The 18,626-nt window shown below is 39.7% G+C and carries 17 protein-coding genes; 10 read left to right on the top strand and 7 right to left on the bottom strand.

The features are described 5' to 3' along the window. The first annotated feature begins 76 nt into the window (after window positions 1-76). Window positions 77-556: a hypothetical protein gene (locus EHR01_RS09170; RefSeq protein ID WP_135694489.1), complete on the top strand. Its 480-nt coding sequence runs from the start codon at window positions 77-79 to the stop codon at window positions 554-556. On the opposite strand, the gene hrpB is transcribed toward EHR01_RS09170, so the two are convergent. Next, complete coding sequence (gene hrpB / locus EHR01_RS09165; protein WP_135694487.1) at window positions 538-3,003, bottom strand: ATP-dependent helicase HrpB; 2,466 nt, start codon at window positions 3,001-3,003, stop codon at window positions 538-540. The two genes, EHR01_RS09170 and hrpB, sit on opposite strands and share 19 nt — an antisense overlap. A gap of 113 nt (window positions 3,004-3,116) precedes the next feature. Here hrpB and EHR01_RS09160 point away from each other — a divergent pair, with 113 nt between their 5' ends. Beyond that, window positions 3,117-3,992 carry a methylated-DNA--[protein]-cysteine S-methyltransferase gene (locus tag EHR01_RS09160; RefSeq protein WP_208721756.1) on the top strand — a complete coding sequence of 292 codons (876 nt, stop codon included), beginning with the start codon at window positions 3,117-3,119 and terminating at the stop codon, window positions 3,990-3,992. A gap of 2 nt (window positions 3,993-3,994) precedes the next feature. Here EHR01_RS09160 and EHR01_RS09155 read toward each other — a convergent pair whose 3' ends face one another. Next, the gene (locus tag EHR01_RS09155; protein ID WP_135694483.1) at window positions 3,995-4,744 is read right to left on the bottom strand and encodes a lysoplasmalogenase family protein; all 750 of its coding nucleotides are present in this window, start codon (window positions 4,742-4,744) and stop codon (window positions 3,995-3,997) included. On the opposite strand from EHR01_RS09155, the gene EHR01_RS09150 reads away from it, so the two are divergent. The 5 genes from EHR01_RS09150 (at window position 4,743) to EHR01_RS09130 (ending at window position 9,842) form a co-directional block, all read left to right on the top strand. Further along, a complete protein-coding gene (locus tag EHR01_RS09150) occupies window positions 4,743-5,405 on the top strand; it encodes a hypothetical protein (RefSeq protein ID WP_135694481.1) in 663 nt (220 codons plus the stop codon). The two genes, EHR01_RS09155 and EHR01_RS09150, sit on opposite strands and share 2 nt — an antisense overlap. Before the next feature lie 210 nt (window positions 5,406-5,615). Next, complete coding sequence (locus EHR01_RS09145; RefSeq protein WP_135694479.1) at window positions 5,616-7,127, top strand: choice-of-anchor D domain-containing protein; 1,512 nt, start codon at window positions 5,616-5,618, stop codon at window positions 7,125-7,127. Between the two features lie 16 nt (window positions 7,128-7,143). Continuing rightward, window positions 7,144-9,156: a S8 family serine peptidase gene (locus EHR01_RS09140; RefSeq protein ID WP_135694477.1), complete on the top strand. Its 2,013-nt coding sequence runs from the start codon at window positions 7,144-7,146 to the stop codon at window positions 9,154-9,156. Between the two features lie 49 nt (window positions 9,157-9,205). Further along, entirely contained in the window at window positions 9,206-9,508 is a 303-nt protein-coding gene (locus EHR01_RS09135) for a hypothetical protein (protein ID WP_135694475.1), read from the top strand. A gap of 58 nt (window positions 9,509-9,566) precedes the next feature. After that, entirely contained in the window at window positions 9,567-9,842 is a 276-nt protein-coding gene (locus EHR01_RS09130) for a hypothetical protein (protein ID WP_135694474.1), read from the top strand. A 373-nt stretch (window positions 9,843-10,215) separates the two neighbouring features. Here the strand turns inward: EHR01_RS09130 and EHR01_RS09125 are convergent, their stop codons facing one another. From EHR01_RS09125 to sthA, 5 genes are all read right to left on the bottom strand, one after another. Continuing rightward, window positions 10,216-10,608 carry a TIGR04452 family lipoprotein gene (locus EHR01_RS09125; protein ID WP_135694472.1) on the bottom strand — a complete coding sequence of 131 codons (393 nt, stop codon included), beginning with the start codon at window positions 10,606-10,608 and terminating at the stop codon, window positions 10,216-10,218. A gap of 157 nt (window positions 10,609-10,765) precedes the next feature. Then, window positions 10,766-11,311: a HAMP domain-containing protein gene (locus EHR01_RS09120; protein ID WP_135694470.1), complete on the bottom strand. Its 546-nt coding sequence runs from the start codon at window positions 11,309-11,311 to the stop codon at window positions 10,766-10,768. A gap of 80 nt (window positions 11,312-11,391) precedes the next feature. Continuing rightward, entirely contained in the window at window positions 11,392-12,429 is a 1,038-nt protein-coding gene (locus tag EHR01_RS09115; protein ID WP_135694469.1) for a FecR family protein, read from the bottom strand. 5 nt (window positions 12,430-12,434) lie between these two features. Further along, window positions 12,435-12,932: an RNA polymerase sigma factor gene (locus EHR01_RS09110; RefSeq protein WP_020777109.1), complete on the bottom strand. Its 498-nt coding sequence runs from the start codon at window positions 12,930-12,932 to the stop codon at window positions 12,435-12,437. 124 nt (window positions 12,933-13,056) lie between these two features. Then, the gene (sthA, locus tag EHR01_RS09105) at window positions 13,057-14,460 is read right to left on the bottom strand and encodes a Si-specific NAD(P)(+) transhydrogenase (RefSeq protein ID WP_135694467.1); all 1,404 of its coding nucleotides are present in this window, start codon (window positions 14,458-14,460) and stop codon (window positions 13,057-13,059) included. A 175-nt stretch (window positions 14,461-14,635) separates the two neighbouring features. On the opposite strand from sthA, the gene EHR01_RS09100 reads away from it, so the two are divergent. From EHR01_RS09100 to EHR01_RS09090, 3 genes are all read left to right on the top strand, one after another. Continuing rightward, window positions 14,636-17,407, top strand: coding sequence for an adenylate/guanylate cyclase domain-containing protein (locus EHR01_RS09100; protein ID WP_135694465.1), 2,772 nt, complete (start codon window positions 14,636-14,638; stop codon window positions 17,405-17,407). A gap of 117 nt (window positions 17,408-17,524) precedes the next feature. Continuing rightward, window positions 17,525-18,160: a peroxiredoxin gene (locus tag EHR01_RS09095; protein ID WP_002975579.1), complete on the top strand. Its 636-nt coding sequence runs from the start codon at window positions 17,525-17,527 to the stop codon at window positions 18,158-18,160. A 43-nt stretch (window positions 18,161-18,203) separates the two neighbouring features. Beyond that, window positions 18,204-18,620, top strand: coding sequence for an OsmC family protein (locus EHR01_RS09090; protein WP_135694463.1), 417 nt, complete (start codon window positions 18,204-18,206; stop codon window positions 18,618-18,620). Window positions 18,621-18,626: the final 6 nt, after the last annotated feature.

The raw sequence follows: 18,626 nt of genomic DNA, 5'->3' as shown, positions 1-18,626 counted from the left end.
AAATAAGGGTATTTGGAACAAAATTCCTTGTAAATACAGAATCTTTTCCGAAGAATAGAAAAGAGGAAAAACCTGTTTGAAATCACTTCTTTTCCGCCTAGCGGGAACATTTTCTGCGGAAATCGGCTCAGAACTTTATTTAAAACTGAAGGAGGAAACTCTTTCCCCCTCTCTTTTTTGCCTTGATTTTTCGGAAGTTGACGAAGTCACAGAAGTAGGTTGGGAATTTTTAAGAAAGATTGCAGGCCGGTGCAAAGAAACCGGGTCCAAAGTGGCGGGGTTCGGCTTATCGATTGCCGTTTCAGAAGAAAACTCTCAATTACTTTCTCTCCATTCCGCAGAATCTGATTGTATCCATTTTTTAGAATCCCAGATCCTCAGTGAAACACCAGCAAATGAACTCACACCCAAAACCGAGGAGAAAACCATCCATTGTCCAGAATGCCAATCTCTCCTTCGTTGGAAACTTGCGGGGGATTACCTTTGTCCCAATTGCCAAACTAAATTTTTCGTAAATAAAAAAGGATGGGTTTCCACTTACGAACGTTTGGTGTGATTTAAGTGTTTTGTTGGAACAGCTTCCCAAGGTTTTTCAGGCCAAGGGTGTTTTGGGTATCTACCTTTTAATTCTTTTTTAACTTCATGGTACCCATGGTTCCAGAAACTTTCTAAATCTTTTGTAATTTGTACAGGACGACGTGCAGGAGAAAGTAAGTGGATCAATATATTTACTTTTCCATTGGCAAGTTTCGGGAGTGATTTTAAACCAAATAACTCTTGTAATTTGACATGAAGTTCTGGTTCGATTCCATCATAGTTCAAATGGATGCGAGAGCCAGAAGGAACTTGGATGGATACTGGTGCTTCAGAATTAATCAAATTCAATCTTTCATAACCAACATAGGCTTTGAATGCTTCCAAAAAGGGGAGTTTGTCTAAGGACAATTTTCCTGAATCAAAATTGATAAAGGGGAACAACCACTCCTTTGCTGTTTGTTTTAGATACGTCGGTTCCACATTGAGATCCAAAACTCCAAAGTTAACTAAAAATCGGACACGGTGATAAAAATGTTTTAATTCAGAATCTTTTAACCAATCTTCTTCCCAGTTGGACTTTGTGATGTATTCTTCCAAAGCTAAAACTAGGATGGTCTCGTTTGAATCTTTGGATTCTTTTGAATCTAAAACCAATCCTCCGAGACTTCTCTCTTCTTTCACCAAAAGAAAGGATTCTCCTCTTTGGTTGATTCGTTTTTCGGAAACAACTTTTGTTTGAATTTGTTCTGAAAAACATTCTTCAATTAAATTTAAGTCCAAAGGCAAATAGTTTGTAATGTATAGGTCTTGGCCGAAGGAGAATGTATCCAAAACTAAGATATATTCAGGAATTTGAATGGAGGTTGTATTCAATATTCCTAATTTACCATTTGAAAGTTTAAAATCTTTCCCCCCTTGGGTTTTGGCTTTTGCTATCCGATCTGGGAATCCAGATGCCAAATAAAAGAGCCTATTTTTACCCGAGAGAATGGTAGAAAAATCGGTTTTTTCCTTATAAATACGCAAAATTTGATCAAAAATGATACGTAATTCAAAAGGGAATTGAGAGGGATGATTCTCTTCTGGGAAAGTTTTTGCATCAATTCCAGTATTTTCTTTTCCAACTAACGAAACAATATCGGCAATGATATTTTCATTTTCCTTTGGTAGAATTGCCAAAATTTTTCCCAACCGAATGGGAAGTGGGTATCGAATGCATTCTTTCCCTAAGTTTGTTAAGTTTGTATTTGCATCCAAACATCCAAGGAGCTTCAACCGGTTTATACTTTGGGCCACCGATCCTTTGTTTGGTGAGTCCAAAAAAGGTAATTGATGGATTTCTTCTCCCCATGACTTTATCTCTAAAACCAAACGATCAATATCTCCCTCCAGAATTTCCGGTTTGGTTCTGTCTAAAAAAGAATTTTCCTCATCTTTGGACCAAAGACGGTACACCAAACCTTTTCCTTCTCTTGCAGCTCGCCCTGCACGTTGTTTGGCGCTACTCAAACTGATTCGATCTTTGACTAAGTGAGAAACTCCAGATTCAGAATCAAAAATAACATGTTTATGGTATCCTGTATCAAATACAATCCGAACACCGGGGATGGTCACAGAAGACTCTGCGATATTTGTGGAAAGAATGATTTTCTTTTTCCCTGAAAGTGAGGGTAGGAAGATTTTTTCTTGTTCGGATAAATCCATGTCTCCATATAACCCGTAAACCACTGTGTTGGATTTGATCACAGCTAAAGATTCTAATTGGTTTCTTAAGATTTGAATTTCTTTTTTCCCTGACAAAAATACAAGGATATCACCTTCTGTTTGTTCTACGGCTTTGGGGATTAAATCCATTAATCTTTCATTTATTTTTTTTGGAGAATCACCCATATGAAAAATTTCTAAAGGATGAGGGTTGGCACTGACATAGATGGGTTTTGATTGGATCCCGATCGATTCGAAATTTTGACCTTCGAGAGTTGCAGACATAACAAGTATTTTTAAATCATTCCGAAAGACTTCTTGGGTTCTGCGTGCCAATGCAAAACATAAATCAGAGTCCATTCGTCTTTCATGAAATTCGTCAAAGACAATCAGTCCATATTCTTTGAGTTCTGGATCTGCCAGTAAAATTTTGGTTAAGATCCCATCGGTTACAAATTCAATCTTTGTATTTTTTCCTACCTTAGTATCAAACCGAACTCGATACCCAACAGTTTCTCCCAAGGATTCGTTTAGACTTTGGCTAATCCTTTTGGCGGCATTTTTTGCAGCGATACGCCTCGGTTCTAAGATACAAATTTTTTTCCCAAAGGAGAGGCCAGCTTTTAGAAGTTCCGTCGGTAGGACTGTTGTTTTTCCTGTCCCTGGTGGGGCATCCAAAATGGTAACTGGATTTTTTTGGATCGAATCAACAATGGATTGTAAGGCGGTTAGTACGGGAAATGGATCCAAAGGAGGTGACACTTTTATTCTTATTGAAGAAATTCCTAACGAAAAAATCAAACAATTTGTATTTTATTTTAAGAAATCGCAAGAATCGGGTTTCCAACATTTCGCAAATCAGTTAGGATTTCCTTGTGGATTCCAATCACAAACACTATGAAATCATAAAAAACTCCATCGAATATGTTTTGGAGCATTTTGAAGAACAACCCAATTTGGATGTTTTAGCTGAAAGGGTATCCTTAAGTCCTTTCCATTTTCAAAAAGTATTTCGCACTTGGGCTGGTGTATCCCCAAAAGAATTTTTACAATTTGTTACAATCTCTCACGCCAAACAACTGCTAAAGGAGTCAAACATTTTGGATACAACATATTCTCTCGGACTATCCAGCACGGGACGATTGCATGATTTATTTGTAAAATTAGAAGCAATGACTCCTGGCGAATTCAAACGAGGAGGGGAGGGGATGGTTTTGCAATACGAAGTATTTCCTTCTGCTTTTGGAGAGATTCTATTGGTGTCTTCCGAACGAGGGATCCAGTCTCTTCAATTCATTGAATCTTTGGACCAAGGGATCCAGGAAACAAAAAGAGAATTTCCCAATGCGATTTGGAAAGAGGGAGGATCAAAGGAACACCAAAAATTAAAAGACTACTTTCAAAATTTTGTATTCCCTGAATCTCCCGTTCCTCTCTATTTATACGGAACAGAATTTCAATTTAAAGTCTGGAAATCTTTATTAAAAATACCAATGGGAAGTCTTTGTACGTATGGAGATATTGCCGAATCCATAGGGCAACCCTCTGCACAAAGGGCCGTGGGAACAGCCATTGGCAAAAATCCTATCGCTTATCTAATTCCTTGCCACCGTGTGATCCAAACATCAGGTTTATTTGGTGGGTACAGGTGGGATCCAAATCGGAAACGAATGATCATTGCTTGGGAACAATCAAAAAAGATGTCACCAAACAATGGTTTATTGAATTCGGGGAATATTACCGAATCATGAATTTAGATATGTCTTGTGTGAGAGACAAGAAAGAATCCCACTAACAAAAAACTTTGTGCAATTAAATAGGTGACCCAAGGAACTTGGAATTCCCATTTTGGGTGTCTTGTTCCATTGATTGTTGTTTCTCCCATCACCGCATCGGAAAGAAGGAAAAACCCTGCACCAATTGCCAAATACATCCACACTCCACCAAATGCTAGATAGGCGTTAAAACATAGAGAAACAAAAAAACACAAAATCAGCCCATAAACAAAGGCAGAGGCCATTACCCATTTGGAACGATTGGGATTGTACACTCGGAAATAAAAAATCAGGGCTGGTAAAATCAATAATACAATGGTGACAATATAAGGCAAAACACCTGTATAAAGTTCATTCCATGTGGTTAGTTTCCAAAAGGATAATAAAAAGAAAACTTGTGCAATGGCAAAACTGAAAATTCCCCCAAGGACTGGGTCTTCCATTTGTTTTTTAGCAATTGGGAACTGAAGGTTAAACCAATCTCCTAAAAAAGAAAACCCAATGGCGTATAGCGGATACGCGAATCGTGCATGCCCTAATTGAAATAATAACCAAGCAAATAATAGGATTTGAAAGGAAAATCCAATATAAATCCCACGGGAATGTTCTAAACGTTTGAGTGGATTTGGTTCGTCTTGCAATGTAAACCAATGGATAAAAAATGCCGAAATGATAGCAACAGGAATGGTTGTGAGAATTAAGTAATATACCATGGTTGATTTTAACATGATTCAAAAGAAAATGCAATCAGTAAGTTGGGTGAATCCGTATTTCTGTTTTAGTTTTTTACTGATTCTCTTTTTTTTCGATTCAAATTGTAAATTGGTTCCTTTGATGGAAACAAAGAGAAGGGGTCAGCAGTTCACTCCTACAAATTTGGAGGACAAAGAAAGTTATTTAGTTTTGCGGTTGGTTCGAGGCAAAGACCAAACCATTGGAAATGTGGAAGAAATTCCAGTCAGCTTAATATTTGAAAGCAATCAAATGACCACAAAACAACAGTTACGAATTTATCCACTTCCACTGGCAAAATCGAAACAACCATTTTTTCTGTTTCTTCCTTCTCAATCAGAGTATAAGGAAGACATGTTACTTGTTGGGTGTTTGTATTTTTTTCCTATCCCCAATTTCTTTTATGGGAATTTGTTTTTGGAGATCCAACAAACAAAATCACTCACGATGAAAGAGTTTGTATTTCAAAAAACAGTTCCTTATGACTGGCAAGGGAACCGCACCAAATACTGGGAATACGATCTCGATCATAGCGAAATTACGGACAAAACAATCCCTTCTCTCTCGTCTTACAAGCATTTGGAGTGCGAGAATGACATTCGTCATCGTAAGGAAATCCCTAAAAATGGTATTGTAAGCCCACCTGAAGAAGACTAAACACCAAACCAAACACCGACAAACACGTAGTACAACCCATCCTTTGGGCCCAAATGATAATTTTTTTTTCAACCAAACCAGAACTAACGTTCTAAAAACGCTCACAGAACGTTTTTAACGTAATTTTTGCAAGGCGAGAAAAAAGGTACGATTGCGAAATCTGAATAGAAAACCTAACGTGGTTGAAAATTGAAATCCTTCCGAGTCACTATGAATTTAAAAAAGAACATTCTAATTCCCTTATTATCTTTAACTACGTTAGTTGCTTGTCCTGGTGGCGGCGGAGGTGGTGGTGGAGCTGCCTTTGCACTATTGGGTTTAGGTGGTGGCGGTGGTGATGTACCAGCCCCCAAATTGGAAATTCTCTATGAAGGTGTTAGCCGGGAAAGTGGAGCAACACTTAATTTAGGTTCTGAACCCATCAATACAGCCGATGGAAAAACAGGAACGGTTACCATCAAAAACAGTGGGAATGTTGCAATCTCACTTCCTGGTTCTCCAAATGTTGTTGCTCTTTCCGGAACGGATGCTTCTCAGTTCACAGTGACACAACCTGCAAGTTCAACTCTTGCGGCTGGTGCTTCTGCGATATTCACATTGAATTTTAAACCGACATCAATAGGTGTGAAAACCGCGACGATTAAAATTCAATCGAGTGATGCCGCAGTAGGATCTTTTCAAATGAACCTAACAGGCACAGCTGAAGCTGCTACTCCTCGATTGGCAGTTTCAGTGGGTGCCACACAAATTGCTTCAAATGGAAGTTATGGAATGGGTTCAGTCGAAATTGACTCGATAGGAAGTGCTGTGACATTTACTGTCAAAAACACGGGAAGTGCTGTCGCAAATCTAGACGGTCCACCTGCAGTGACATCCTCTAATGCAAACTTTGTACTAAATTTAGCTGGATTCCCAACGACACTGGCAGCAAATGCTTCTGCTACTTTTACAATTCAATTTTCTCCCACTGGTGCAGCAGAGGTTAAAACTTCGAATATAGCGGTTTCTTATGATGGAGCATTAGCATTCTTATTTACAGCTACGGGAACAGGAACACCAAAACCAGTTCCTACCATTTCGATTTCTCATAACTCCACTAGTTTTACAACTGGGGGATCTATTCCTACTTTTGGTGTTGTATGGCCGACCGTAACATCTAGCACAAAAACCGTAACCATTAGTAATACTGGAACTGCTACGATGACTGGTATTACTCTTTCCAAACCAAGTGGTCATACAGGCGATTTTACCATCAGTGCTTTTAGTGCTGGTGCAACTCTTGCGGCGGGTGCATCTGGAACATTTACAATCCAGTTTGCTCCATCAACAACAGGGGCAAGGGCAGCAGTGGTTCGTATTGCTACCACTAATGGAAACAATGGTGCTGCTTCTAGTGCTGACTTAAATGTGTCAGGTACTGGAAAAACGGGTGCAGATGTTCTCGTCAGTTGGACAGGAACGAATGAAAAAGCAGCGAACGATACTGATGGTGGTTATAAAGTATGTTATAGCCAGACCTCTGGATTTACAGCGGTTCACAACGGAACTACTGTATTATGCGCAGATGTCCCCAATGCTGGTGGCACAACACCGGTTTCCAAAGTAATCTCTGTGCCTACCTTCGGGAATTGGTATTTCAAAGTATATTCTTATGGAAAATACAACACAACTGGAGGAACTCCCTCCACACAAACCTCAGCAGTAAATGTTCCGAGTACATAGAATAGGAATTAATTATATGAAATTTAATAAAAAATCGATTTCGAAACTTTTGATCGTAGCATCAGTATTAGTCGCTACAAACATCTTAATTTCAGAACCAGTATTAAACTTGGATCAAACCAAACTAGATATCGAAGCGCTACGTGCTAAGTCAAAAGCCGGTCAAAAACTTCCGTATCTACCTGGTGAAGTTGTCATTACATTTAAAAAAAGTATCCCAGACTCAGAGCTTGTGCATCAAACATCTAAGTTAGCTGCTGGCACTGGTGTTCTGAACCTAAAAGGACATTTTACCACCGCTAAACTAGCTGCATCTGAAACAATGGAACAGGGACTAGCGAGGATTAAACAAGATCCTAGTGTGGAGTCCGTGGAACCCCGGTATTTGTATTATAAACAAGCCTCTACACCAAATGATCCTGAATTTACTAGACTTTGGGGACTGAACAATACTGGCCAAACTCTTGCTTCGCCTAGTTACACAGCTAACTCTAGTAACCCTGGAACTTCTGGTAAAGACATGAATGTTCTTGGTGCTTGGGATGTGACAACTAGTTGCAATAATACCATTGTGGCTGTGCTTGATACAGGGGTCACTTACACTCACCAAGATTTGGTGGGAAATATGTGGGATGGTTCTGGTGGCTGTGTGAACCAAAACGGAACTGCTATTGGTGGCGGTTGCCCTAACCACGGTTATGACTTTGCAAGTGGGGACAACAATCCTCGTGATGAAGAAGGACATGGAACCCATGTTGCCATGACCATAGGTGCTGTAGGGAACAATGGGGTTGGGATTTCAGGTGTTTGCCAATCCGCAAAAATCATGGCAGTTCGCGTTTTGGGACTTGATGGAGGAACAAACGATAATATCGCCAACGGAATTTACTTTGCTGTTCGCAACGGTGCAAAAGTCATCAATATGAGTTTGGGTGGTCCTAGTTTTAGTACTGCAATCAATTCGGCGATTGAATTTGCCAGAACCAATGATGTTTTGGTAGTGGTTGCTGCCGGAAACGATGGTTTAAACTTAAGTGGCACAGGAAACGCATACCCTTGCGAAAATACCAACGCCAATGTGATTTGTATTTCTGCACTCGACCAAAAACATGCCTTAGCGAATTTTTCAAATTATGATTCAAATGTTACTGTTGCCAGTCGCTCTGCCGATTTTGGTGCTCCTGGTACGAATATCTATAGCGGGTATGGGACAGAAGTATCTTACAATGAAAATGCAACAAGTTATTCCGATTGGTCTTATGCGACTTCAGGAACTGCATGGGTATCATCCACTTGTACATTAGCAAATTACAAAATGCTAGTCACTGCTGATTGTACATTAGCAAATGTATTATTTGATAGTTCCTCCAATACAATGACAAATTTGTCATTAAGTACGAATAGTATTGTATACAAAAATTTCACAATCCCAACGGGAGCCACGAATGTATCTCTCTCTCATTTCATCGTAAGCGTTGGAGAAAGGAAAGATTCTACTTCTTGTTATGATTATATCCAAGCAAAGTATTCTGCCACTGCAGGTTCTCCCGCAGCTGGAACAACATTAACCATGTATGATGGAAATTTAGGGTCCTTCCAATCACAACTTTGTCGAAATGGTGGCACTGCTTTTGTGAGTAATTCTGCTGATACCAAAATCCTCACCAACTGTATTGGGGGAGCTGGAACCAACTGTACGGTAGGTTACAGGATGGTATCTGATACTTCTGGTCAATACCCTGGTGGGATCGTTGGGGATGTATTTCTCACTGCTTGGGCACCTTCAAATTCTGCGCTCGCATACTTGAATGGAACTTCCATGGCAACACCCAATACTGCTGGAGTTGCAGCATTAATTCGTTCTTACAATCCAAGTTTTACTTACCAAGATGTGATCACAAAGCTGATTGAAGGTGGAGTAACAGAGACTGCCCTTACAGGTACAACTCAGTATGGCAAAGCGATCAATGCGAACGCTTCCATCAAACATCTGAAACAAGTCACTGGAGTTACCGCTGTTTTACAATAAAACACTCGGTTACAGCATTCTGGTTGCAGCCTTAACCACAGGCTGCACCTTGTTTGGTGAACCAAAACAATCCCAACAATTGCGACCCATCCAAGGCCAAAGCCCAATGTTTAAAGAAGGTGAATATCTTTTTGCTACAGAAGAGGGAGTGACGATAGAAGAGCTTCGGGCTCTTTTTAATGAATTTGGGATCGTCAAATTGGATTCAATGATTGTTCGAGATAGAAGTTATCATTTGATTCTAAAAAATGATCCTGGCCTTCCAGTAATGGAAAAAAAGGCAACAGCGTTTGGAAAAATTCGATACATCGAAAGAAACCAAATCATGCAAAAATACAATACTAAACTTTAACGCTAAACTTGAGAAAAACCGGGACTAAAACGAAACATAAATCTGTCTAAAAAGGACAGTGCGTTGTTTTATTCTTTCGGTTTTCTTTCTCTTTTTACTCTTTCAATGTACAAAAACCAATCCTTCTTATGAAGCCTGCGAACGAGCCGATTTAGATTATCTGGCTTGTTCTCTTGTGGTATACCAGTCTTATGCGTTTTGTTCCGAACGGTCTTCATCAGTCACAGGAAGTTCAGAAGTAAAAGCGGCGGCAAAATTTCAATGTGATGCCGAACGATTAGTCGGTTCTTATCTTTGTGAAGACATCAAGAAAAAAACCTGCGGAACAAAATAGATCTAATTTTTACTGATCCAAAAATGTTGATGCGCCAGCGATTGCAGCGAAAATCCTTTGCGAAGCAAAGATTGAAGCGTAAAGCGCGGTCGTTTTAAAATCATTGGGCAATGGAAGAATGGATCCGAGGCGCCAAACTCATTGTCACCCATGCGCGTTGATCTAAAGTGTTACCGATGTGCCTTTCTATACAAAACCCCACCGAATCCAATGCGACATAAGATCAATTATGGGAAGTTACATATTGCTTCAGGTATAAATCTACAAAGAAATACTAGTCGTTGTTTCACCTAAAATCTATTCCAAATGCGAAAAGGAAACTAGAGGAAAATGCTAACAAGCCACAAGGACTTGGTTAGCATGGATGGTCGAATTAAAAATCGAAAGTTGTTACCTCTTTGATTTCACAAGAAAGTTCAACGGAGGCATAGTTAGGGAGTGCTAAACCCAAAAGATAGATATTCTTTTCACAAGAGTCCACAGTGTCTCGTTTGTAGTATTTGTCTGGGTTGATTTCGGCAAGGATGGGGATTAAAACTCCATTCAATAAGGAGGATGAGGCTTCTGCTCCTGCCGATCCGACTCCCAGTGGTGCAAATTTGGCTCCATCTATCTTACGTGAGGCTTCTAATAATTTTGCTTTTGCGTCAGCACCAAGGATATTATCAGAACTCAACCTAGCAAGTGTTGGCTGGTTACATCCAACCCCAAAAGCCATTAGGAGGAAGAGGATATTAGAAAAGAGATAGTTGTGTTTCTTTTTCATAATGCAAAAATCTTACGGATTTCAAATAGAAAGTCAAACCGAAAGAATTAAGAATTGGAATGGTTTTGGACGGACAAAAGAGTCGAGAGAAGCTGAAACACCGCCCCCAAATCAAATGGGGACTTTTATCTGGCCAAGTGGCAAAGTTGGTTTGTAATTATTTACGGGAAGGACCGGCCACTCGTTTTTGAATGACCTCATTCAATACTTCTACAAGCTCTTGGAACTCATCCCCTTTTCGAATGCGAATGGTTTCAATGGGATCCCCTGATGCCATCCGTTGTAAAGACCGTTTGATACTAAAAACAGGCCCTGCCATCTTATGTGATTTGAATACAGAAAATACAGTGATCAAAAGTAAATAGAGAATGGAAAGAGTGACAACTGCATCAAACTGAATGGTATACATATTCAATTGGTGGTCATAACTCGGAAGGTAAATCTCTCGAGGAACAAACTTCTCTTTTGCTTCGCCTGGAGATGGATCGTCGTTTTCCACTTTCCAAAACACAGTTTGTGCATCTTGGCGAAGACGAAACACAGCACCGCCATCATACTTGGCTTGGTTCAGCCAATAGAGAAAACCTAAAGTCACAAGTACCCCAGATATAAATAACAAAGAATAATGAGCTAAAAACTTTAATTGGAATTCCTTATCGATAAGATAGTGAAAACGAAAGGTTTTTTTGTGATTTTGAGACATGGTTTCTTTTAAGGTGTTCCCCTAGGGCGTTCAGGAAGACCTTCTCAGAAAAAGATAATATTGTCAAAAACTTATAGAGATTAACGAATTTTTTCTGTTTCTAAGATCTTTTGGATCGGAATTTCAATCAAACCTTCTAAACCTTGGAAGTGAAGATGTGTTTCTGATTGGCCAAGAATGACTCCTCGGTATTCAGTTCCATCTTCCAATCGTACAAGTTCTAATCTTGCGTGTTCTTCGTATAGCATAGACTCACGAGCAAGAATGGTTTGTGTTTGAAATGCCTTAAGTTCTTTATCTTCTTTCGGATGCAACTCAGAAGAAGAGACAGGCAATGTTTCTCCAAGTTTGACAACCGTTTGTTGCCTAGAAGTGAGGATGAGATCCCCTACTGCCACTGAACCTTCCCGCACGGCTACAATTTCCGATTGTCCATCAAATTGAACACTGAAAACAGTCCCTCTAACTTGTGTAAGATGCTCGCCAGCCTGCACAACAAAATGACTATCTTTAGAAAGTTTCGAAACGGAAGCGAAGATCTTTCCTTTTTTTACTGAGAACTTTTGCGATTGAGAGTCATTTGATTTTTCGATTACATCCATTACTACTTCTGAATTAGGAGTAATCCGCATCCAAGAACCAGTTTCAAAATCCAAATCAATTTGCGAAGTTCCTTCTGTAATGATAATATCTCCCGACGCTAGTTGGTAATGTTTCACCAGAGGAACAGATTTGGAACTTCCTTGTGGAAGAACGGAAACCTTTCCCTTCACTGAGGAAACAAGAACCTTCAGAGGAGAAACCATTGGTTTGGATTCTTTGGCTGCAGAGACCGCTACTTCCGATTCACCTGGTGCAGATGGATTTAGGAAAAAAACAAAGAAAAGAGCCGCTGCCAGTGATAAAGCAGACCCTCCCACAAAGGCAAGACCAATTGGTTTGCGGAAAAACGAAATTACATTATGAGTAGAATTTGGTTCTGGTTTGTATTCGAATTGGATCTGGCGTTTTGATACAGTCTCCCAGGAAGGAAACACAACAGACTCCGTTTTTTTGGCGGGTTTCCGAAGGAGTTCTTCCCATTTAGCGATTGTATGTTGCTTATCAAATTCGTTCATTGATTCTAATCCGGTACCAGATTTTCTCTTTTGGCTATGGCCAACACTTTCTCAGTGGCCCTTATGACCAAACGAGAAGCAGTAGAAACCGAAACTCCTAAGACCTCAGCGATTTGTACGAGCTGAAATCCTTCCACATTCTTGAGTAACAAGGCAGACCTTTCTTCTTCCGAGAGTTCTCCTAAAAAGGAATAAAGACGATCTTCTAAGTCTTGGTATTCCGCTTTGGTTTCGAGTTTTGGATTGTGGCTATGAAACTCGATCTCATCGGAGACTATCTCCCTTGTTGTAGAAAACTTTTTAGCATAATTGATCGATAAATTGCGGGCAATTGTGTACAAAACCATGACGGACTTCTCTTCCGAGAGGCCGGCGTTGCCATAATGTTTATGGAAACTTAAAAAACTGTCTTGCATCAAATCCATTGCCGTGTCCGCATTTTGAGTGTACTTGTAGAGGAAGTCATAAATACGCTTATGGCTTCTTTCATAAATTTGACTCATAGAGACAGTTTTGTCTGACACAATCTTGTATGTGTTGGTAAAACCGAGTCTCTGACAAGTAAAATCCCGTTCTTCTCTATAAAAGTAAACAAACGGGATAGGTCAGATTCTCAAGAAATGCCGATTATTTTTCTCTCAAAAGGGCATCATTCGCGGCATTTTTATAAGCACCTATCATGGTTGGGTAATTAAAAATATGTTCGGTGAAATACTCAATCGGAGCCTTGAGATTCACCACACATTGCCCAAGAGCAATGAGTTCTGTTGCTTTGTCAGATATGATATGAACTCCCAAAACTCTTCTGGACTGTTTATCAAAAATGATTTTTAAAAGTCCCACTTGATCACCGCTGATTTGAGCGCGAGTGATGGTATCAAACCTTGCCATTCCCACTCCATAGGAAACTCCTCGGGCTTTGAGAGCTTCTTCCGTTGGTCCAATTGTCGCAATCTCAGGCAAAGTATAAATCCCAATGGGGAATTCTTCTGCATCCACTGGAACAGATGGATGACCAAACATATGTTTTGCGACATAAGCACCTTGGTACATGGACACGGAAGCCAAACTAGGGAATCCAATGACATCTCCACAAGCGTAGATATTAGAAACGTTGGTTTGATAGTTTTCATTTACCAAAATTTGTTTTCGATCATTGGGAGTGATTCCAACTGATTCTAATCCTAAGTTGTCTACATTTCCCAATCGGCCACGAGAAATCAGAACTTGGTTGACTCGCACCACTTCACCTTTGTTAGTTGTGAGTTCAAATCCTTCCTCATTGGGAAGTTTGTTGTACTTTGTAATGGAAGAATCCACATGGATGGAAATCCCAGATTGTTGCATGATACGGGTCATTTCATTTGACACATCTTCATCCAAAAAACCAAGGATACGACTTTGGGAATCAAAGAGATGAACCTTCACTCCGATATGAGCAAAAATTGTAGCGTATTCCGACCCAATGATTCCAGCACCCACTACCGCTAAAGAAGCAGGCATCTTTTTCATCGCAAAGAGCCCATCACTATCGTAGATTAATCCATCTTCAAAAGGAATGTTTTCGTTTGTGGGCCTACGAGGGCTACTACCCGTAGCAATGAGAATGTTCTCGGTTTCATAAACTTTTTTTCTACCGGCAGAGTCTGTGACTTCTACATGATTGGCATCCACGAGCTTTCCCCAACCAGTAAGAGTTGTGACTCGGTTTTGGATCATTTGTTCGCGGGTGACATCTTCTTCTTTTTCAATCACAGTCCCCGCACGAAACATAAGTTCCTGTAAGGTAAGCATTGCCGGTTGTGGTGATTGTAATCCGTGTAAATTGGACAATCTTAAATTTCGATAGAAGCGACTCGTTTCTTGTAAGGATTTGGAAGGGATGGTTCCGTAGTGGACACAACCTCCACCCAAGTAAGGGTCTTTTTCTATAATGGCTGCTTTTTTTCCCATTTTGCTTGCTTGGATAGCAGCTTTTTGTGCGGCAGGACCGCCCCCGATGGCGAGTAAATCAAAACGATTGATGGACATTTGCTAAAAAAACAATACCGACGAAGTGAAAAATAGCAAGGAAAAATTGACAAATCAAATTGGGAGTCCAGTTCTTCGTCATTTTCACCTAACAAAGTACTACATGAAATACAAAATATCTTGCTTTGAAAACTCAGGGTCTCATGTTTCATCCATCCCTATGGAATTCTTTAAAATGATCCAATCCGGACTTACTTCCGTCTGGAAAATCCTTTCCGAAGGAATTAGAGCCAAACTTGCTTGGTTTACTGGCACCCTAATTGCACTTACGATTCTTTTACTTTCCATCATCACGGTTCGCCAACAAACGGCCATCCTCTCTGAGAGTTATGAAAAACAAGCAGCAGTCTCCAAAAATTTCATCGCAAGTTTGGTGATGGAGATTGAGAATATATCGCAAAACTTAATCCGGATCGAAGAGTTCAAATCGAGGATCGAAAGACAAAGAGAAGAACTTAAAAAATATCGAACTGCGAAAGTGGTCACCAAGAAAAAAACAGTTTCTGTCTTTGGATTCAAAACCAATCTTTTTGGATCTCTTGGTACTTCCAAAGTAGTAAAGAAAGTGGACACTTTTTTTTCCGTTTATTTAACAAAAGATGATGTGGATGTTTTGGAGCGGGAAATTCGTCACCAACTTCGAGAAGCAGCCAACAGAAACATCAGTGAAAGAGAATGGAATACACTTGTTCACCTTGCTTCTTCTTATGTGCGCAATGAAGAAAAGTATTTGGAGATCCAAAAACAAACTCCACCAGAAGACCCAGAAGCAAAAACAAATTGGGAAACCAATGTTAAAAATCTAAAAAAAGAAATTCGAAACCATAAATCACAACTGGACCTTTTTATAGCCAAGTTCTATGCTGATTCTAAAAAAAGAAAACTTGAAGAACTGGGACTAGATACCAAACTCTTTCGGATCCAAACCTTCCCTCTTTCTGCCATGATCCAAGGGGAAACATCCCTTGCTTCTTTTGACACACAGATCATCGACAACACTTCTCCCCTTGCCAAAATGGATCAGTTTGACCAGATGGAAGAAAGTTTAGTCGAATCCTTCCAACGTTTGTCAGATGATATTTCTTCCCTCGATGAAAACGAAAAACAGTATGTCTATGAATGGGAAGAAAGAGAAATCCAAGCCCTCCACTCTCCCCTTTTCCGCCATCAAAACTCCACCAAAAGAGCTTTTAACCTAAGTAGTGTTAAATCTAGCCTAGGAGATTACAGAGAAGTAATCAAAGAAGATTATCGAATCACAAACGAACTGTCAGAACTCATCCCAAAACTAAGAGATCGCATTCAATTTTTGAAAAATGCAAAACCACCGATCCCTCCGGCAAAGGACAAACTTTTTACCAGTTTTTATAAATCTTACGAGGAACTCATCACAGAGAGAGATAAAATTTTTGATGAAGTCACCACAAACTATCCTATTCCCTTAGAAACTTGGGAAAAAATCGAAGCTTTGCGAAGTTTGCGAGACGTTACCTTGGAAGATTGGGTTTTGATGAAATTCAAAACAGATCCCACCGAATATGAACGTTATTACCAAGATCCTGATGCTCGGGAAATCCAAAGGAATCGTTGGAAAGCCATTCGCAAATGGATTCTCACTGCCGAACAAGAAACCCCTACTAAAGAATTAAAAAAACTATTTCCCGATGGGAGTTTTGGCCATTCCCGTAGCGAATCAGAAGAGATCATGTGGAAGTTAGATGGGACTCATCTTTTGGAATCGGAAAATGTTCCCAATCTTGTATTACGTGATAATTTTTCTGGGCTGATTCGAACACTTGTCGATAGAACCGATGGAATTCGAGCCATCAAAGACAATAGAAACCAAATTGTACTTACTGCCATTACTATCTGTTTGGTGGCAATTCTTTTCGCCATTTTTATTTCTGGTGTGGTGGTTCAAAAAATTCGAAACATCATTCGAAGTGCAGAAGATGTGGGTCATGGAAATCTTCATGTCCATTTTGATGATGGTGGAAACGATGAATTTGGAAACCTAACAGTTGCACTAAACCAGATGGTTTCCGGATTAAAAGAACGTGAAAAAATGCGAGGAGTTCTTGGAAGTATGGTGGACCCGGTGGTGGTCGGAGAAGCTCTCAAAGATTTAGAAAAACTAAAACAAGGAAGTGAAAAAATCATCACTGCATTCTTTTCTGATATTGCTGGATTTAGCACCATTTCTGAAAAATTAAATTCAAAAGAACTCGCCAATCTTCTCAACGAATACTTATCAGCCATGACCATCATTCTGAAACACCATGACGGAGTATTGGATAAATACATTGGGGATGCCATTGTGGGAGTTTTTAATGCACCGCTGGATGTGGAAAACCATTGTTTAAAAGCAGTCTCTGCCAGTGTTGAAATGCGGGATAAACTTGAGGTCTTAAAGGCTGAGTGGATAGAGAAGGATAAATACATCCCCGAAGCTCATACGATGAAGTTCCGCATTGGACTAAACATGGGTTATGCGAAAGTTGGATTTATGGGAACCGATGCCCTGGCTTCCTATACAATGATGGGTGATACTGTCAACTTAGCGGCACGGTTAGAGGCAGCTGGAAAAGATTATGGAGTTTGTATTTTGGTTTCTGAATTTGTTCATGATGAAGTCAAAGACCATTTTTTCACAAGAAAGTTGGATATTGTGCGTGTGAAGGGAAAAACCAAACCAGTCACTCTCTATGAAGTCAGAGCCAAAAAAGGCGATGAAACAGAAGAAGACCATAAATTTGTGGAAGCCTACGAAACTGCCCTTTTCTCTTATTTGAACCGCAAGTTTGAGGAGGCAGGCAAAAAATTCTACACACTCCTCACCACAAATGGGGACGAAGCCTGCAAACTCCTTTGGGAACGGTGCCAATATTACTTAGAAACTCCCCCAGAACCAGACTGGGATGGTGCTTTTACGAGAACAAAAAAGTAGGAAATCTGCGAAATATTTCAATAAAATGGAAATTTCATCCAATAAAGTATAACAATTTCTTGCATTTTCAGAGGTGAATTTTAGAATTGGAATCACTCATCTTACAGGAGAAAAACCATGGCACTACGTTTAGGCGACGAAGCACCGAATTTCCAAGCGGAAACCTCTGAAGGCAAAATTGACTTTCATGAATATTTAGGACAAGGTTGGGGGATTTTATTTTCTCACCCGAAAGACTACACTCCAGTTTGTACAACCGAACTTGGATACGTGGCAAAAATTAAACCAGAGTTCGAAAAACGTAATGTGAAAGTGATCGCACTTTCTGTTGACCCAGTTGACAGCCACAAAGGTTGGATCTCTGATATCAACGAAACACAAGGAACCAAAGTAAACTACCCTATCATTGCTGATGCAGATCGTAAAGTATCAAACCTTTATGATATGATTCATCCAAATGCAAGTGAAACCACTACTGTTCGTTCTGTATTTGTTGTCGGACCTGACAAAAAAGTAAAATTAACTCTTACTTATCCTGCATCCACTGGAAGAAACTTTGATGAACTTTTGCGTGTGATTGATTCTTTACAACTCACTTCTCAGTTTAGCGTAGCAACTCCTGCAAACTGGAAAGATGGAGAAGACACAATCATCGTTCCTTCTGTTTCTGATGAAGATGCGAAGAAAAAATTCCCTAAAGGATTTAGGACCATCAAACCTTATTTGCGTTACACACCACAACCGAATAAGTAAATTTTAAACTTGGCGGGTTCTCCCACCCGCCTATTTTCTACTTATGAATATCAAACTAAGTCGCATTGAATCTCCTTATGTTTTAGAAGCAACGAATGAATCTGGTAATTCCATTCGTATCGATGCCTCTCCCGAAATAGGTGGAAAAAATTCTGGTCCAAGACCTATGGAACTTTTGATTATGGGGCTTGCCGGTTGTAGTAGTATTGATGTTTTGATGATTCTAAACAAACACAGAATCGAAGTGAAAGACTATTCTGTAGAAGTAGATGCCGAAAGGGAAAAAGTCGAAGAAACCAATCTTTTTAAAAACATCCATTTGAAGTTTAAAGTAAAAGGTGATTTTAAAGAAGAACAGGTAAAACGTGCGATTGATCTTAGTTTAGAAAAATACTGTTCTGTTGCCAAAACATTAGAAAAAACAGCAAAAATCACTTACGAATTTGAGTTAGTTTCATAAAACCAA

Source organism: Leptospira mtsangambouensis, from assembly GCF_004770475.1.
Taxonomy (GTDB): Bacteria; Spirochaetota; Leptospiria; order Leptospirales; family Leptospiraceae; genus Leptospira_A; species Leptospira_A mtsangambouensis.
The sequence above is the reverse complement of the archived record's forward strand: the minus strand, read 5'-3'. Positions and strand labels throughout refer to the sequence as shown.

Bases quoted from the DNA above. Each gene is read 5' to 3' on its own strand.
- EHR01_RS09150 (WP_135694481.1), top strand. From the start codon at position 4,743: ATGATTCAAAAGAAAATGCAATCAGTAAGTTGGGTGAATCCGTATTTC.
- EHR01_RS09155 (WP_135694483.1), bottom strand. From the start codon at position 4,744: ATGTTAAAATCAACCATGGTATATTACTTAATTCTCACAACCATTCCT.
- EHR01_RS09145 (WP_135694479.1), top strand. From the start codon at position 5,616: ATGAATTTAAAAAAGAACATTCTAATTCCCTTATTATCTTTAACTACG.
- EHR01_RS09140 (WP_135694477.1), top strand. From the start codon at position 7,144: ATGAAATTTAATAAAAAATCGATTTCGAAACTTTTGATCGTAGCATCA.
- EHR01_RS09125 (WP_135694472.1), bottom strand. From the start codon at position 10,608: ATGAAAAAGAAACACAACTATCTCTTTTCTAATATCCTCTTCCTCCTA.
- EHR01_RS09120 (WP_135694470.1), bottom strand. From the start codon at position 11,311: ATGTCTCAAAATCACAAAAAAACCTTTCGTTTTCACTATCTTATCGAT.
- EHR01_RS09115 (WP_135694469.1), bottom strand. From the start codon at position 12,429: ATGAACGAATTTGATAAGCAACATACAATCGCTAAATGGGAAGAACTC.
- EHR01_RS09110 (WP_020777109.1), bottom strand. From the start codon at position 12,932: ATGAGTCAAATTTATGAAAGAAGCCATAAGCGTATTTATGACTTCCTC.
- sthA (WP_135694467.1), bottom strand. From the start codon at position 14,460: ATGTCCATCAATCGTTTTGATTTACTCGCCATCGGGGGCGGTCCTGCC.
- EHR01_RS09100 (WP_135694465.1), top strand. From the start codon at position 14,636: ATGATCCAATCCGGACTTACTTCCGTCTGGAAAATCCTTTCCGAAGGA.
- EHR01_RS09095 (WP_002975579.1), top strand. From the start codon at position 17,525: ATGGCACTACGTTTAGGCGACGAAGCACCGAATTTCCAAGCGGAAACC.
- EHR01_RS09090 (WP_135694463.1), top strand. From the start codon at position 18,204: ATGAATATCAAACTAAGTCGCATTGAATCTCCTTATGTTTTAGAAGCA.